The organism is Pseudomonas sp. NFACC39-1 (genome assembly GCF_900110355.1).
Classification (GTDB): Bacteria; Pseudomonadota; Gammaproteobacteria; order Pseudomonadales; family Pseudomonadaceae; genus Aquipseudomonas; species Aquipseudomonas tehranensis.
The window spans coordinates 21,043-35,929 of sequence record NZ_FODL01000018.1 but is presented as its reverse complement, the minus strand read 5'-3'; the positions used below and the strand labels follow the sequence as shown (position 1 = coordinate 35,929).

Annotated in this window: 13 protein-coding genes; 8 read left to right on the top strand and 5 right to left on the bottom strand. The window is 61.4% G+C overall.

The window, feature by feature from the left end; genetic code table 11:
• Positions 1-342: 342 nt before the first annotated feature.
• From purM to BMY45_RS24970, 4 genes are all read left to right on the top strand, one after another.
• Complete coding sequence (gene purM / locus BMY45_RS24985; protein ID WP_092402746.1) at positions 343-1,401, top strand: phosphoribosylformylglycinamidine cyclo-ligase; 1,059 nt, start codon at positions 343-345, stop codon at positions 1,399-1,401.
• On the top strand, positions 1,401-2,063 hold the full coding sequence (gene purN, locus BMY45_RS24980; protein ID WP_092402744.1) for a phosphoribosylglycinamide formyltransferase: 663 nt from the start codon (positions 1,401-1,403) through the stop codon (positions 2,061-2,063). The genes purM and purN overlap by 1 nt, the downstream gene beginning before the upstream one ends.
• Before the next feature lie 8 nt (positions 2,064-2,071).
• Positions 2,072-2,785, top strand: coding sequence for a DUF3108 domain-containing protein (locus BMY45_RS24975; protein ID WP_047228728.1), 714 nt, complete (start codon positions 2,072-2,074; stop codon positions 2,783-2,785).
• A gap of 286 nt (positions 2,786-3,071) precedes the next feature.
• Positions 3,072-3,266, top strand: a complete 195-nt coding sequence (locus BMY45_RS24970) for a hypothetical protein (RefSeq protein ID WP_092402742.1) — start codon at positions 3,072-3,074, stop codon at positions 3,264-3,266.
• Positions 3,267-3,424: 158 nt separating this feature from the next.
• On the opposite strand, the gene BMY45_RS24965 is transcribed toward BMY45_RS24970, so the two are convergent.
• The 5 genes from BMY45_RS24965 to cysM all read right to left on the bottom strand — a co-directional run bounded on the left by BMY45_RS24965 (position 3,425) and on the right by cysM (position 9,572).
• The gene (locus BMY45_RS24965) at positions 3,425-3,964 is read right to left on the bottom strand and encodes a DUF2058 domain-containing protein (protein WP_030142404.1); all 540 of its coding nucleotides are present in this window, start codon (positions 3,962-3,964) and stop codon (positions 3,425-3,427) included.
• A gap of 26 nt (positions 3,965-3,990) precedes the next feature.
• Positions 3,991-4,824 carry a nucleoside triphosphate pyrophosphohydrolase gene (gene mazG / locus BMY45_RS24960; RefSeq protein WP_092402740.1) on the bottom strand — a complete coding sequence of 278 codons (834 nt, stop codon included), beginning with the start codon at positions 4,822-4,824 and terminating at the stop codon, positions 3,991-3,993.
• A 128-nt stretch (positions 4,825-4,952) separates the two neighbouring features.
• A complete protein-coding gene (relA, locus tag BMY45_RS24955) occupies positions 4,953-7,199 on the bottom strand; it encodes a GTP diphosphokinase (RefSeq protein ID WP_047228731.1) in 2,247 nt (748 codons plus the stop codon).
• A 100-nt stretch (positions 7,200-7,299) separates the two neighbouring features.
• Positions 7,300-8,670 (bottom strand): 23S rRNA (uracil(1939)-C(5))-methyltransferase RlmD, encoded by a 1,371-nt coding sequence (gene rlmD / locus BMY45_RS24950; protein ID WP_092402738.1) that lies wholly within the window; start codon positions 8,668-8,670, stop codon positions 7,300-7,302.
• Positions 8,670-9,572 carry a cysteine synthase CysM gene (gene cysM / locus BMY45_RS24945; protein WP_092402736.1) on the bottom strand — a complete coding sequence of 301 codons (903 nt, stop codon included), beginning with the start codon at positions 9,570-9,572 and terminating at the stop codon, positions 8,670-8,672. Before cysM ends, rlmD begins: the two co-directional genes overlap by 1 nt.
• Before the next feature lie 318 nt (positions 9,573-9,890).
• Between cysM and BMY45_RS24940 the strand changes: the two genes are divergently transcribed.
• The 4 genes from BMY45_RS24940 (at position 9,891) to BMY45_RS24925 (ending at position 14,750) form a co-directional block, all read left to right on the top strand.
• A complete protein-coding gene (locus BMY45_RS24940; protein WP_092402734.1) occupies positions 9,891-12,641 on the top strand; it encodes a response regulator in 2,751 nt (916 codons plus the stop codon).
• Between the two features lie 89 nt (positions 12,642-12,730).
• The gene (locus BMY45_RS24935) at positions 12,731-13,720 is read left to right on the top strand and encodes a 2-hydroxyacid dehydrogenase (protein ID WP_092402732.1); all 990 of its coding nucleotides are present in this window, start codon (positions 12,731-12,733) and stop codon (positions 13,718-13,720) included.
• A gap of 191 nt (positions 13,721-13,911) precedes the next feature.
• The gene (locus tag BMY45_RS24930) at positions 13,912-14,346 is read left to right on the top strand and encodes a hypothetical protein (RefSeq protein ID WP_047228735.1); all 435 of its coding nucleotides are present in this window, start codon (positions 13,912-13,914) and stop codon (positions 14,344-14,346) included.
• Positions 14,346-14,750 carry an META domain-containing protein gene (locus tag BMY45_RS24925; RefSeq protein ID WP_092402730.1) on the top strand — a complete coding sequence of 135 codons (405 nt, stop codon included), beginning with the start codon at positions 14,346-14,348 and terminating at the stop codon, positions 14,748-14,750. Before BMY45_RS24930 ends, BMY45_RS24925 begins: the two co-directional genes overlap by 1 nt.
• Positions 14,751-14,887: the final 137 nt, after the last annotated feature.

Below are 14,887 nucleotides of genomic sequence, written 5' to 3'. Positions count from 1 at the left end.
CTGGAACAGGCCGTGTGAAGAAAATGAGCATGGCTGTGACCACAGCACCTGGCAAAACATTCACACGCCCGCTGGAAGTTTCGCACTGTCATCACCATAGCCGGTTACCGCTACACCTTATACAGACGCATGGCGCAGCACCAATAGGAGAAATATCGGTTTTTTTCCAAGGATATGTCCCTGCCCGTCGGCGCGAGGATGGCCGCTGCCCCTCAAGCCTGATAAAATCGCGCGCCTTCGCAGACCGGCAATGGCTGGGCACCCGGAATAATTCGTACAACGGTTATTCAATGGCCCCGGCGGTCGGTCGTTACCCAGAAATCCCCCCTAAAGGCCTGGATCATGAGCAAGCAACCCTCCCTGAGCTACAAGGACGCCGGTGTAGACATCGACGCCGGTGAAGCATTGGTCGAACGCATCAAGAGCGTCGCCAAGCGCACTGCGCGCCCGGAAGTCATGGGCGGCCTGGGCGGTTTCGGCGCCCTCTGCGAGATCCCGGCCGGCTACAAACAACCGGTGCTGGTTTCGGGCACTGACGGCGTCGGCACCAAGCTGCGTCTGGCCCTGAACCTGAACAAGCACGACAGCATCGGCATCGACCTGGTGGCCATGTGCGTGAACGACCTGGTGGTTTGCGGCGCCGAGCCGCTGTTCTTCCTCGACTACTACGCCACCGGCAAACTCAACGTCGACACCGCTGCTCAGGTTGTCACCGGCATCGGTGCTGGCTGCGAGCTGTCCGGCTGCTCCCTGGTCGGCGGCGAAACCGCTGAAATGCCAGGCATGTACGAAGGCGAAGACTACGACCTGGCCGGCTTCTGCGTTGGCGTCGTGGAAAAATCCGAAATCATCGACGGTTCGAAAGTCGCCGCTGGCGATGCCCTGCTCGCCCTGCCATCGTCCGGCCCGCACTCCAACGGTTATTCGTTGATCCGCAAGATCATCGAAGTCTCGGGCGCCGACATCGAAAACACCCAACTCGATGGCAAGCCACTGGCCGACCTGCTGATGGCCCCAACCCGCATCTACGTCAAGCCGCTGCTCAAGCTGATCAAGGACACTGGCGCCGTCAAGGCCATGGCCCACATCACCGGTGGCGGCCTGCTGGACAACATTCCGCGCGTACTGCCAAAAGGCGCCCAGGCGGTGGTCGACGTGGCGAGCTGGACCCGTCCGGCCGTGTTCGACTGGCTGCAAGAGAAAGGCAACGTCGATGAAACCGAAATGCACCGCGTGCTGAACTGCGGCGTGGGCATGGTGATCTGCGTAGCCCAGGAGCACGTTGAAACGGCCCTGAATGTACTGCGTGAAGCCGGCGAGCAACCTTGGGTCATCGGCCAGATCAGTACCGCCGCCGAAGGCGCTGCCCAGGTCGAGCTGAAAAACCTTAAGGCTCACTGATGCAAGAACAGAAGCCTGCAACCTGTGATGTCGTGGTGCTGTTGTCCGGCACCGGCAGCAACTTGCAGGCCCTGATCGACAGCACGCGGACCGGCGATAGCCCGGTCCGCATCCGCGCGGTGATTTCCAACCGCGCCGATGCCTACGGCCTGCAACGCGCCAGGGACGCGGGGATCGACACCCGCGTCCTGGATCACAAAGCGTTCGATGGCCGCGAAGCCTTCGATGCCGCGCTGATCGAACAGATCGACACGTTCAATCCGCAACTGGTGGTTCTGGCCGGCTTCATGCGCATCCTCAGCGCCGGCTTCGTGCGTCACTACCAGGGCCGCCTGTTCAATATCCATCCATCGCTGCTGCCCAAATACAAAGGGTTACACACTCACCAGCGCGCGCTGGAGGCCGGAGACACGGAGCATGGCTGCTCGGTGCACTTCGTCACCGAGGAACTCGATGGCGGACCACTGGTCGTACAGGCAGTAATACCGGTAGAGTTGCACGATACGCCGCAAAGCCTGGCCCAACGGGTTCACGCCCGGGAACACCAGATCTACCCGATGGCCGTGCGTTGGTTTGCCGAAGGCCGGCTGACCCTCGACGATCGCGGTGCCTCACTGGACGGCCAGTTGCTCGCCGCCAGCGGCCATTTGATTCGATACTAGGAGATTTTATGCGTCGCGCCCTGCTCTTCGCTTGCGCTCTGCTTGCCCTGCCCCTGGCACAGGCCGCAGACCTTCAACCGTTCTCCGCCAGCTACACCGCCGACTGGAAACAGCTGCCCATGAGCGGCACCGCCGAGCGCAGCCTGACCAAAGAGGCCAACGGCACCTGGAAGCTGAGCTTCAAGGCTTCGATGATGATCGCCAGCCTGACGGAAGAAAGCACCCTGACCCTGGACAAGGACACGCTGCTGCCACAGTCCTACCACTTTGAACGTGGCGGCTTGGGCAAGGCCAAGAAAGCCGACCTGGATTTCGACTGGAACACCAAGATGGTCACCGGCACCGATCGCGGCGATCCGGTCAAACTGCCACTCAACCGTGGCATGGTCGATAAATCCACGTATCAGTTGGCCCTGCAGCACGACGTCGCGGCCGGCAAGAAAAGCATGAGCTATCAGGTTGTCGATGATGGCGAGATCGACACCTACGACTTCCGCGTACTGGGCCCAGAGAAGGTCGACACCAAGGCCGGCCAAATCGATGCGATCAAGGTCGAGCGCGTGCGCGACCCGACAAAAAGCAAACGCATCACGGTGCTCTGGTTCGCCAAGGATTGGGATTACCTGCTGGTACGCCTGCAACAGGTCGAGACCGACGGCAAGGAGTACAACATCATGCTCCAGGACGGTACGGTTAACGGCAAGGCTGTGAAAGGCAGCTGACCGACGCCGATAAAAAGAAGCCCCGCAAATGCGGGGCTTTTTTATGCCCGGATTCCATGAACACCCCGCTCCCACAGGGGGGCTGCGTTCATTCCTGCAGCATGAAACCTTCTTCATCAAACCCACCCCTGCGACCAAGCGCCGCACAGCCCTTGGTCTGCAGAATCATTGCGCTTTTCATGAAATTTTCTTAACACACCCAGGCATTTACTTAGCCGGCTACCCAAATCTATAACAAAGTCCTGCACACGCCTTGCTGCAGATAACAGAGATTGGAGCTTGCAAGATGACTGTGAAAGTAACTGAACGCGATGACGCTCACATGTCCCATGAAGGTATTGCCGCCGGTATCCGCATCTGGGATGTGCATCAACAGGACCTGTTGGTGGGGATGTTCCACTCCGAGACGGATGCCAATAGCTATAAGGCCGAGCTGGAATGCCAGGAAAGGCAGCGCTCGGGTGAGGCGGCGGGATCGTAAGAACACCACAGCCCCTGTGGGAGCCGAGCTTGCTCGCGATGGCGGTATATCAGCCAGGTGATGTACTGACTGACACGCCGCCATCGCGAGCAAGCTCGGCTCCCACACAAGCTCGGCTCCCACAGGTTTGTGTTTAGCTCACTGGCATTGCACCGGGCTTACCACATCAAATCATCAGGGATCTGATACGCCGCATACGGATCATCCGCGTCCACTTCTTCGGTCTGGGTATTGAGCTGCACGATGCGCTTGGGATCGCGCTCCTGGATTTTCAGGGCCGCTTCGCGCGGGATCACTTCGTAGCCGCCGGCATGATGGACGATCGCCAGCGAGCCGCTGCTCAACTTGTTGCGCATCAGCGTGTTGACCGAGATGCGCTTGACCTTCTTGTCGTCAACAAAGTTGTAATAGTCCTCAGTGGTCAGCTTCGGCAAACGCGAGACTTCGATCAGTTGCTTGATCTGCGCGGCTCGGGCTTTCTGCTCGGCTTTTTCCTGCTGCTGACGGTTGAGTTCCTGATCGCGCTTGACCTTCTCGGCCATCGCCTCCTGGGCGGCACGCTGCTGGGAGTCATCCAGTTCGATCTGCCCCTTATGGGCCAGGCGCTGCTGTTTCTGTTTCTCTTTGCCGACCTGCTTGGCCTGCTTTTGGTTGACCAGCCCTGCTTTGAGCAACTGGTCGCGAAGGGAAAGGCTCATGGTGCTTACTCACTTAGGCAACAGCCTCAGCCACAGCTGGGCAAATTCTTTTCCTGACGTTTGGCTTCGCCCCATAAGGCGTCCAACTCTTCGAGGGTGCAATCTTCCATGGGACGGTGGGTGTCGCGCAATGCCTGTTCGATAAATCGGAAACGTCGCTCGAATTTCCCATTGGCGTCACGCAGGGCCGTTTCCGGGTCGATTTTCAGGTGCCGGGCCAGGTTCACTACGCTGAACAGCAGGTCGCCGATCTCATCGCTGATGGCCACCGAATCGTTGTCAGCCATCGCTTCGAGGACTTCGTCCAACTCCTCCCGGACCTTGTCGAGCACCGGCAACGGGCCCGGCCAGTCGAAACCGACCTGCCCCGCACGCTTTTGCAGCTTCGCCGCACGGGACAGCGCCGGCAGCGCCACCGGTACATCGTCGAGCAGCGATAACTGCTCGGGCGCGGCGGCCTTCTCGGCCCGTTCCTCGGCCTTGATCTCTTCCCAGCGTTGCTTGACCTGCTCTTCGCTCAATCGCGGCAAGTCCATCGGCGCATACAGATCACCGGTAGGGAACACATGAGGGTGTCGACGAATCAGCTTGCGGGTGATGCTGTCGACCACTCCGGCGAATTCGAAGCGGTTTTCCTCCCGCGCCAGCTGGCTGTAATACACCACCTGAAACAACAGGTCACCCAGTTCACCCTGCAAGTGATCGAAGTCGCCGCGCTCGATGGCATCGGCCACTTCATAGGCTTCTTCCAGGGTATGGGGAACGATGGTTTCGTAGGTTTGCTTGATGTCCCACGGGCAGCCGTACTGCGGGTCGCGCAGACGGTTCATCAGATGGAGCAGGTCTTCAAGGCTATGCATTAAATCGTCTCATCACACAAAACCCTGTGGGAGCGGGCTTGCTCGCGAAAGCGGTATATCAGACAACATTGATTTCGACTGACACATCGTCTTCGCGAGCAAGCCCGCTCCCACAATTAGTTATGGGATCACCCCGGCGTCCGATTACGCCGGGTCTCGATGATGTTCGGCAGTTGGGAAATCCGCCCCAGCAACCGCCCCAGCGCATCCAGCCCCGGAATCTCGATGGTCAGGGACATCAGCGCCGTGTTGTCTTCCTTGTTCGAACGGGTGTTGACCGCCAACACGTTGATCCGCTCGTTCAGCAACACCTGGGACACGTCACGCAGCAGGCCGGAACGGTCGTAGGCGCGAATGATGATGTCCACCGGGTAGGTGAGCACCGGCACCGGGCCCCAACTGACCTGGATGATCCGCTCTGGCTCACGGCCGGCCAGTTGCAGCACCGAAGCACAGTCCTGGCGGTGAATGCTCACCCCACGGCCTTGGGTGATGTAGCCGACGATCGCATCCCCAGGCAACGGCTGGCAGCAGCCGGCCATCTGGGTCATCAGGTTGCCCACGCCTTGGATCTGGATGTCGCCGCGCTTGCCGGGCTTGTAGCCGGTGGCCTTGCGCGGGATCAGTTCCAACTGCTCGTTGCCGCGCTCCGGCTCCACCAGTTGCTGAGCCAGGTTGACCAGTTGCGCCAGGCGCAAGTCGCCGGCACCGAGAGCGGCGAACATGTCTTCGGCGGTTTTCATGTTGGCCTTTTCGGCCAGCTTGTCGAAATCCACCTGCGGCAGACCCAGGCGACTGAGTTCGCGCTCGAGCAGGGTCTTGCCGGCGGCGACGTTCTGGTCGCGAGCCTGCAACTTGAACCAGTGAACGATTTTCGCCCGTGCTCGCGATGTGGTGATGTAGCCCAGGTTCGGGTTCAGCCAGTCGCGGCTCGGTGTGCCGTGTTTACTGGTGATGATCTCGACCTGCTCACCGGTTTGCAGGCTGTAGTTGAGCGGCACGATCCGCCCGTTGATCTTGGCGCCACGGCAGTTGTGGCCGATCTCGGTGTGGACCCGATAGGCAAAGTCCAGCGGCGTGGCACCCTTGGGCAGGTCGATGGCGTGGCCGTCAGGGGTGAAGATATAGACCCGATCCGGTTCGATATCGACCCGCAGTTGTTCGGCCAGACCGCCAATGTCACCGAGTTCTTCATGCCACTCGAGCACCTGACGCAGCCAGGAGATTTTCTCTTCGTAGTGGTTGGAGCCCGACTTGACGTCGGTGCCCTTGTATTTCCAATGGGCGCAAACCCCAAGCTCGGCTTCCTCGTGCATGGCGTGGGTGCGAATCTGCACTTCCAGCACCTTGCCCTCCGGGCCGATCACCGCCGTGTGCAGCGAGCGATAGCCGTTTTCCTTCGGGTTGGCGATGTAGTCGTCGAACTCCTTGGGAATGTGCCGCCACAAGGTGTGCACGATACCCAGCGCGGTGTAGCAGTCGCGCATTTCCGGGACCAGTACGCGAACAGCGCGGACGTCGTAGATCTGGCTGAACTCCAGGCCTTTGCGCTGCATTTTGCGCCAGATCGAATAGATGTGCTTGGCCCGGCCGCTGATGTCGGCCTCCACGCCGGTGGCCTGCAATTCTTCCCGCAACTGGGTCATCACATCCGTGATGAAACGCTCGCGATCCAGGCGCCGCTCATGCAGCAACTTGGCGATCTGCTTGTACTGGTCGGGCTCCAGGTAGCGGAAGGACAGGTCCTCCAGCTCCCACTTGATATGGCCGATGCCAAGGCGATGGGCCAGTGGCGCGTAGATATCGAACACTTCCCGGGCGACGCGGTTGCGCTTTTCGTCGTCGGCGGACTTCACCGCGCGGATCGCGCAGGTTCGTTCGGCCAGTTTGATCAGTGCGACGCGCACGTCGTCGACCATGGCCACCAGCATCTTGCGCAGGTTCTCCACCTGGCCTTGGGTGCCCAGGACCATGGACTGGCGCGGACTGAGACTGGCACTGATCGCCGCCATGCGCAGCACACCGTCAATCAGCTTGGCGACCACCGTGCCGAAGCGCTGGCTGACCACCGGCAATTGGATCTGCCCTTCGCGCACACCACGGTAAAGCACCGCAGCTACCAGGGAATCCTGGTCGAGCTTGAGGTCGGCAAGGATTTCGGCGATCTCAAGGCCCGTCTGAAAACTCGAGGTGCCTTCGGACCAGAGGTTCTTCGCCGCGTTGTGCTGCTGTTCCGCTTCACGCGCGAACTCACAGGCTTCTTTCAAGGCTTCGCGATCCAGTGCCGTGTCGATACTGACCGCGTGATCGAGCCAAGCCTCGAGATTGATACTGCCGTCGGTGTTGATCGGCTGGTGTGCTCTCACCTGTACCATCTTTACATACCTTCCCTATGACGCAGATTCAATGCGTCAATAACGCTGACCTTCGTTGCCCGTGCCCCCGCCCAGGGCTGTGGTGGTTGGCACGAACGGGTCAGTCGGACAAGCCATCCTGGCTCGCTTCAAATAACGCCATGGCCTCGACATGTGCCGTCTGAGGAAACATATCGAGAATCCCGGCACGTTTTAACCGGTAGCCCTGCTTGATCAATTCGACCGTGTCCCGGGCCAAAGTTGCCGGGTTGCACGATACATATACCAACCGCCTGGCGCCCAGGGATGCCAGTTTGCGCACCACCTCGAAAGCACCGTCGCGGGGTGGGTCCAAGAGTACCGCAGAAAAGCCTTCGCCGACCCACTCGGCACCCGACAACGGCTGGGATAAATCGGCCTGAAAAAAGGCAGTGTTATTCAAATTGTTGCTGACGGCATTGGCTGCCGCGCGGTCAACCATGGCCTGTACACCTTCCACCGCCACCACTTGGCGCACAACCTTGGCCAGGGGCAAGGCAAAGTTGCCCAGACCACAGAACAAGTCCAGCACCCGCTCCTCGGGTTTGGGCGCCAGCCAATCCAGTGCCTGGGCCACCATCGCCGCGTTGACCCCGGCGTTGACCTGGATGAAATCACCCGGTCGGTAAGCCAGCTCCAGGTCCCAGGCGTCAAGGCGATAACCCAGCGTCTGTCCCGGTTCGACCGGTTGCGGCTCGCCCTCACCCTGCAGCCACAACTGGGCTTGGTGGGCGGCGCAGAAATCCTTGAGAATCGTCAGGTCCGGTGCCGACAGTGGCGAGATGTGCCGCAGCAACACCGCCAGGGACGAGCCGGCGAACAATTCCACATGGCCCAGCGCCTGGGGTTTACTCAAACGACGGAGCATCTGCGGCAAGCCGCTCATGATCGGTTGCAAGGGCTGTACCAGCACCGGGCAATCGCCGATGGCAACGATGTCCTGGCTGCCCACGGCACGGAATCCGACGTCGAGCTTTTTCGCCTTTTGGTCCCAGCGCACCGCCACGCGGGCGCGACGCCGGTAACCCAGTTCCGGCCCGCTCAATGGCGCAGCCCATTCATCCGGCTGCACGTCGGCGACCCGCGACAACTGCTCGGCGAGCATGCGCTGTTTCAGGGCGAGCTGTTCGTTGTGGGGCAAATGCTGGACGCTGCAACCGCCGCAGCGACCGGCATGGACGCACGGCGCCGCACGGCGCATTTCACTGGACAGAAACACTCGCTCTATGCGGGCCTCGACCACTTTGCCATGGGCCCCCAGCACCCGCGCCTCGACCTCTTCGCCGGCCAGGGCGCCGATCACGAACCAGGTGCGCCCGTCCACAAAGGCAATGCCGCGCCCATCGTTGGCCAAGCGTTCGATGGTCAAGCGCTGCTTCTTTCCGGCAGGCACCTGCGGGGCCCGGCTTCCGCCGCTGGGCTGGAAGCGCAGACCTCTTTCTTGCTTGGCCATCAGTTGGGCGCGTCGAAAATGCCGGTCGACAGGTAGCGGTCGCCTCGGTCGCAAATGATCGCGACAATGACCGCGTTTTCGACTTCCTGGGACAAGCGCAGCATGCCCGCCACGGCACCGCCTGAAGACACGCCGCAAAAGATGCCTTCTTCACGGGCCAGACGACGGGTGATGTCCTCCGCCTCGCTCTGGGCCATGTCGATAATGCGGTCCACGCGGTCGGCCTGGTAGATCTTCGGCAGATATTCCTCGGGCCAGCGACGGATACCGGGGATGGCCGCGCCTTCCATCGGTTGCAGGCCGATGATCTGCACGTTCGGGTTCTGTTCTTTCAAATAGCGCGAGGTGCCCATGATGGTGCCGGTGGTGCCCATCGAGCTGACGAAATGGGTGATGGTGCCATCGGTCTGGCGCCAGATCTCGGGGCCGGTGGTGGTGTAGTGGGCTTCGGGATTGTCGCCATTGGCGAACTGGTCGAGCACCTTGCCGCGACCCTCGGCTTGCATGCGCTCGGCCAGGTCCCGGGCGCCTTCCATGCCTTCGTCTTTGCTCACCAGGATCAATTCGGCGCCATAGGCGGTCATCGCGGCCTTGCGCTCGGCACTGGAGTTGTCGGGCATGATCAGGATCATCTTGTAGCCCTTGATCGCCGCCGCCATGGCCAGGGCAATACCGGTGTTCCCGGAAGTCGCCTCGATCAGCGTATCGCCGGGCCGAATCTGCCCGCGCAATTCGCCACGGGTGAGCATCGACAGCGCCGGCCGGTCCTTGACCGAACCCGCCGGGTTATTCCCTTCGAGCTTGAGCAAAAGCGTGTTGCTGGTCACGCCGGGCAGGCGCTGCAAACGAACCAGCGGAGTGTTGCCGACGCAATCGGCGATAGTGGGGTACTGCACGGTCATGGCGTATTCGCAATCCGGACTGCGGGGGCGCCTATCATACCGGCAAACCCGGCGCGGCCATATCACGCAAAGTGTGGTGGTTATGGCTTATGGGAATAAGCAACGAAATGGGGCTGCAAGCTGCAGCTCAGCAATCATGCAGATTTAGGGAGAATTGATTGAATTGACGGTATCGCCGAGGCACGACAACCCACGAGACCGATGCACGGCGACATGAATTTTACGAAGATTGCCCGCCCGCAAGTCGCTACACTGCGCAGGTATTGCGTGCCGGATGCGCGCAAAGCTCAAACAGACCGCTGGATGCAGGAGAAAAGTGTGCTCAAGAAACTGGGAATCAAAGGCCGCGTGCTGTTGCTGACCCTTTTGCCGACCAGCCTGATGGCGCTGGTCCTGGGCGGCTACTTCACCTGGATGCAGCAATCGGACCTGCACGCCCAGTTGTTGCAACGAGGCGAAATGATCGCCGAACAGCTGGCACCGCTGGTCGCCCCAGCCATGAGCCACCAGGACACCGATCTGCTGGAGCGGATCGCCACCCAATCCCTCGAGCAAGCGGACGTGCGCGCCGTGACCTTCCTGGCCCCCGATCGCACATCGCTGGCCCACGCCGGCCCGACCATGCTCAACCGCGCCCCGGAGGGCAACAGTGCCCAATTACTGCAACGCACCGGCAACGATGCCACGCGTTACCTGCTGCCAGTATTCGGCAAGCACCGCAACCTGGCCGGCGAGCTGATTCCCGAAGAAGCCGATCGGCTGCTGGGTTGGGTCGAACTGGAGTTGTCCCACAGTGGCATGTTACTGCGCGGTTATCGCAGCCTGTTCGCCAGCCTGCTGTTGATCAGCGCCGGCCTGTGCCTGACCGCACTGCTGGCGTTGCGCATGGGTCGCACGATCAACCGCCCCCTGAGCCAGATCAAGCAAGCCGTGGCGCAACTCAAGGATGGTCACCTGGAAACCCGTCTGCCACCACTGGGCAGCCAGGAACTGGATGAGCTGGCGTCAGGCATCAATCGCATGGCCAGCACCTTGCAGAACGCCCAGGAAGAGTTGCAGCACAGCATCGACCAGGCCACTGAAGACGTGCGCCAGAATCTGGAAACCATCGAGATCCAGAACATCGAACTGGACCTGGCCCGCAAGGAAGCCCTGGAAGCGAGCCGGATCAAATCCGAATTCCTGGCGAACATGAGCCACGAAATCCGTACGCCGCTCAACGGCATCCTCGGTTTCACTCATCTGCTGCAGAAAAGCGAATTGACCCCGCGTCAGCTCGATTACCTGGGCACCATTGAAAAATCCGCCGACAGCCTGCTGGGCATCATCAACGAGATCCTCGACTTCTCCAAGATCGAGGCCGGCAAACTGGTGCTCGACAACATTCCGTTCAACCTGCGGGACTTGTTGCAAGACACTTTGACTATCCTCGCCCCCGCCGCCCACGCCAAGCAACTGGAGCTGGTGAGCCTGGTCTACAGGGACACGCCCCTGTCGCTGGTGGGCGATCCGCTGCGCCTCAAGCAGATCCTGACCAACCTGGTGAGCAATGCGATCAAGTTCACCCGCGAAGGCACCATCATCGCCCGTGCCATGATGGAAGACGAACACGAAGACAGCGTGCAACTGCGCATCAGCATTCAAGACACCGGTATCGGCCTGTCGAACCAGGACGTGCGGGCCCTGTTCCAGGCGTTCAGCCAGGCCGACAACTCCTTGTCCCGGCAACCGGGTGGCACCGGTTTGGGCCTGGTGATTTCCAAGCGCCTGGTGGAGCAGATGGGTGGCGAAATCGGCGTGGACAGCACGCCGGGCGAAGGCTCGGAGTTCTGGATCAGCCTGCGCCTGCCCAAGACCCGTGACGACGCCGAGGATTTGCCTGGCCCGCCGCTACTGGGTCGGCGCGTAGCAGTGCTGGAAAACCATGAACTGGCCCGTCAGGCCCTGCAACACCAGCTCGAGGACTGCGGTCTGGTAGTGACACCGTTCAACACCCTGGAAAACCTGACCAACGGTGTGACCGTCGCCCACCAGACCGACCAGGCGATCGACCTGGCCGTGCTGGGCATCACCAGCAACGACATGCCGCCGGAACGCCTCAGCCAGCACATCTGGGATCTTGAGCATCTGGGCTGCAAGGTACTCGTGCTGTGTCCCACCACTGAACAGACGCTTTACCACCTCTCCGTGCCCAACCCCCACAGCCAATTGCAGGCCAAGCCGGCCTGCACCCGCAAGCTGCGCCGCTCGCTTTCCGACCTGGTCAACCCGCGCCCACCTCGCAACGAGCCCAACGAGCCGGTGGGCAGCCGCGCGCCCAAAGTGCTTTGCGTGGACGACAACCCGGCCAACCTGCTGCTGGTGCAAACGTTGCTCGAAGACATGGGCGCCAAGGTGCTGGCGGTGGAAAGCGGTTATGCGGCGGTCAAGGCGGTGCAAAAGGAAACCTTCGACCTGGTGCTGATGGACGTTCAGATGCCTGGTATGGACGGCCGCCAGAGCACCGAGGCGATTCGCCAATGGGAAAGCGAGCGTCATTGTACGCCGCTGCCGATCGTCGCCCTCACCGCCCACGCCATGGCCAACGAAAAACGCGCCCTGCTGCAAAGCGGCATGGATGACTACCTGACCAAGCCCATCAGCGAACGGCAACTGGCCCAGGTGGTGCTTAAGTGGACCGGCCTGGCCCTACGCAACCAGGCGCCGGACCGGAGCACCGACGCTCAGGGCGGCAGCGACCTGTTGGTGCTCGATCACGAAGAAGGCCTGCGCCTGGCCGCCGGCAAGGCCGATCTGGCGGCGGACATGCTGGCAATGCTGCTGGCTTCGCTGGAAGCCGACCGCGAAGCGATTCGCCAGGCCAACGAGGCCAATGATCACAACGCCCTGATCGAACGGGTCCACCGCCTGCATGGCGCCACTCGTTACTGTGGCGTGCCGCAATTGCGCGCCGCCTGCCAGCGCAGCGAGACCCTGCTCAAACAACAGGACCCCAAGGCCGAGGCCGCTCTACAGGAACTGGAGCGTGCCATCGACCGCCTGGCCAACGAGGCACGCATCAGCGCCTGATCCAGGGCAACAGCCTAAAACCCAGGATCAAGGAAAATCCAGGCTCCTACCCCGACCGTACGGGTTTATTTTTATGCCAGGAGGCCGCCATGCGCGTGATTCTTTTCAGCAGCCAAACCTACGACCGCGACAGTTTCAGTAAAGCCCCGGCACCCGCTGACCTTGAACTGCAGTTTCAGCCAGCACGCCTGAACCTCGACACCGTGGCCCTGGCCGAACGACATGAAGTGGTGTGCGCCTTCATCAACGACGACCTGAGCGCCCCGGTGCTGGAACGGCTGGCACAGGGTGGCACGCAGCTGATCGCCCTGCGCTCGGCCGGCTATAACCATGTGGACCTGGCCGCTGCCAAACGGCTGGGGTTGAGCATCGTCCGGGTGCCGGCGTATTCGCCACATGCCGTGGCCGAACACGCCGTGGCGCTGATCATGGCCCTCAATCGCTGCCTGCACCGCGCCTACAACCGCACCCGGGACGGCAATTTCAGCCTCCATGGGCTGACCGGTTTCGATCTGGTGGGCAAGACAGTCGGCGTGATCGGCACCGGGCAGATCGGTGCGACGTTCGCGCGGATCATGGCCGGCTTCGGCTGCCAGTTGCTGGCCTATGACCCGTATCCCAACCCGCAGGTCGAAGCCTTGGGGGCGCGCTATTTGCCCCTGGCCGACCTGCTGGCACAAGCGCAGATCATCAGCCTGCATTGCCCGCTCAACGAGCAGAGCCGACACTTGATCAACGCCGATTCATTGGCTGCCATGCAACGCGGCGCGATGCTGATCAACACCGGACGCGGCGGTCTGGTGGACACACCCGCCTTGATCGAGGCATTGAAAAGCGGTCAGTTGGGCTATTTGGGGCTGGATGTCTATGAGGAAGAAGCACAACTGTTCTTCGAGGACCGCTCCGACCTGCCCTTGCAGGATGATGTGCTGGCTCGGCTGCTGACCTTCCCCAACGTGGTGGTCACCGCGCATCAGGCCTTCCTGACCCATGAAGCGTTGGCCGCCATCGCCGCGACGACCCTGGACAACATCGGCGCCTGGGCCGCCGGCACCCCACAGAACCTGGTGGACAGCTGAGAACTCGGCCCATACCCCCCTGTGGGAGCGAGCCTGCTCGCGATAGCGGTGGATCGTCTTACATTTATGTCAACTGACACACCGCTATCGCGAGCAGGCTCGCTCCCACAGTGGATTTCGTCACCTGACCAGCATCCGGATCATTCCATGCCATGCCCCATGCTAGCATATCGCGCCTATCTGGAGGACCCATGGCCGAACACGATTTCCGCTACACCCTGATGAACCCGCAACACACCCTGACCGAGGTCCGCGCCCTGGCGCCGGGCCGTTATCAGGTCACCGGCAACGGCGGTTCGATTCAGGCCAACGATGTGCTGCTCGTCACCCTCAAAGGCAGCAAGGACTTGTCCATGCGCCTGACCGTGGACACCGTTCGGCACTTGCTCAAGCCCATGGGCCAATGGACTGCCATGACCACCGGCCCGGTGTTCGGGGAGTTGGCGATCCACACCTGGCAGGTCAACTGCGACCGCTGCGCCAAGCAACTGAGCTTTGAATTTGCCGTCGACGCCAAGCTCGGCGTCAAGGCGCAGAAGCCGGCCGCCACCGCGCGCATTGCCGAGCTGGGCTGGACCACCGTCGGTGAAAAACACCTGTGCCCGACATGCCAGGAAGCCGCCTGATGAAACGCTTGGCCCTGACCGCGCTGATCGGCGCCGGCCTGATGGGTTGCGCTGCCGAGCCGGTGCAACTGCAGCAAAACCGCAGCTACATTCTGGAATGGATTGGCGAACGGCCCTTGATGGACTACAGCAACCTGACCATTACCCTGGGGGACGACGGTCGGGCCTACGGCAACGGCGGCTGTAACCACTGGTTCGCGCCCTACACCCTGGAAGGCCACCGTTTGAGCTTCGGCAAGATCGGCAGCACCCGCAAACTCTGCGCCCCGGCGCTGATGGAGCAGGAAGCACGCTTTTTGCGGGCGCTGGAAAAGGTCGAACGCTGGGACGTGTCCCCCATCGAACAGATGCGCTTCTGGCCAGCTCAGGGCAAGCCGTTGCGGTGGTGGTTGGAGGAAGGTTGATACTATTCCAAGCTTGATAAAGCACCTTGTGGCGAGGGGATTTATCCCCGCTGGGCTGCGCAGCAGCCCCTCTGCGTTCCGTCTGACACACCACGGTGGCATATAGATCTTGGGGCTGCTTCGCACCCCAGCGGGGA

What these genes read in the sequence shown, in the direction of transcription:
- purM (WP_092402746.1), top strand. Translation starts at nt 343, where the DNA reads ATGAGCAAGCAACCCTCCCTGAGCTACAAGGACGCCGGTGTAGACATC.
- purN (WP_092402744.1), top strand. Translation starts at nt 1,401, where the DNA reads ATGCAAGAACAGAAGCCTGCAACCTGTGATGTCGTGGTGCTGTTGTCC.
- BMY45_RS24975 (WP_047228728.1), top strand. Translation starts at nt 2,072, where the DNA reads ATGCGTCGCGCCCTGCTCTTCGCTTGCGCTCTGCTTGCCCTGCCCCTG.
- BMY45_RS24970 (WP_092402742.1), top strand. Translation starts at nt 3,072, where the DNA reads ATGACTGTGAAAGTAACTGAACGCGATGACGCTCACATGTCCCATGAA.
- BMY45_RS24965 (WP_030142404.1), bottom strand. Translation starts at nt 3,964, where the DNA reads ATGAGCCTTTCCCTTCGCGACCAGTTGCTCAAAGCAGGGCTGGTCAAC.
- mazG (WP_092402740.1), bottom strand. Translation starts at nt 4,824, where the DNA reads ATGCATAGCCTTGAAGACCTGCTCCATCTGATGAACCGTCTGCGCGAC.
- relA (WP_047228731.1), bottom strand. Translation starts at nt 7,199, where the DNA reads ATGGTACAGGTGAGAGCACACCAGCCGATCAACACCGACGGCAGTATC.
- rlmD (WP_092402738.1), bottom strand. Translation starts at nt 8,670, where the DNA reads ATGGCCAAGCAAGAAAGAGGTCTGCGCTTCCAGCCCAGCGGCGGAAGC.
- cysM (WP_092402736.1), bottom strand. Translation starts at nt 9,572, where the DNA reads ATGACCGTGCAGTACCCCACTATCGCCGATTGCGTCGGCAACACTCCG.
- BMY45_RS24935 (WP_092402732.1), top strand. Translation starts at nt 12,731, where the DNA reads ATGCGCGTGATTCTTTTCAGCAGCCAAACCTACGACCGCGACAGTTTC.
- BMY45_RS24930 (WP_047228735.1), top strand. Translation starts at nt 13,912, where the DNA reads ATGGCCGAACACGATTTCCGCTACACCCTGATGAACCCGCAACACACC.
- BMY45_RS24925 (WP_092402730.1), top strand. Translation starts at nt 14,346, where the DNA reads ATGAAACGCTTGGCCCTGACCGCGCTGATCGGCGCCGGCCTGATGGGT.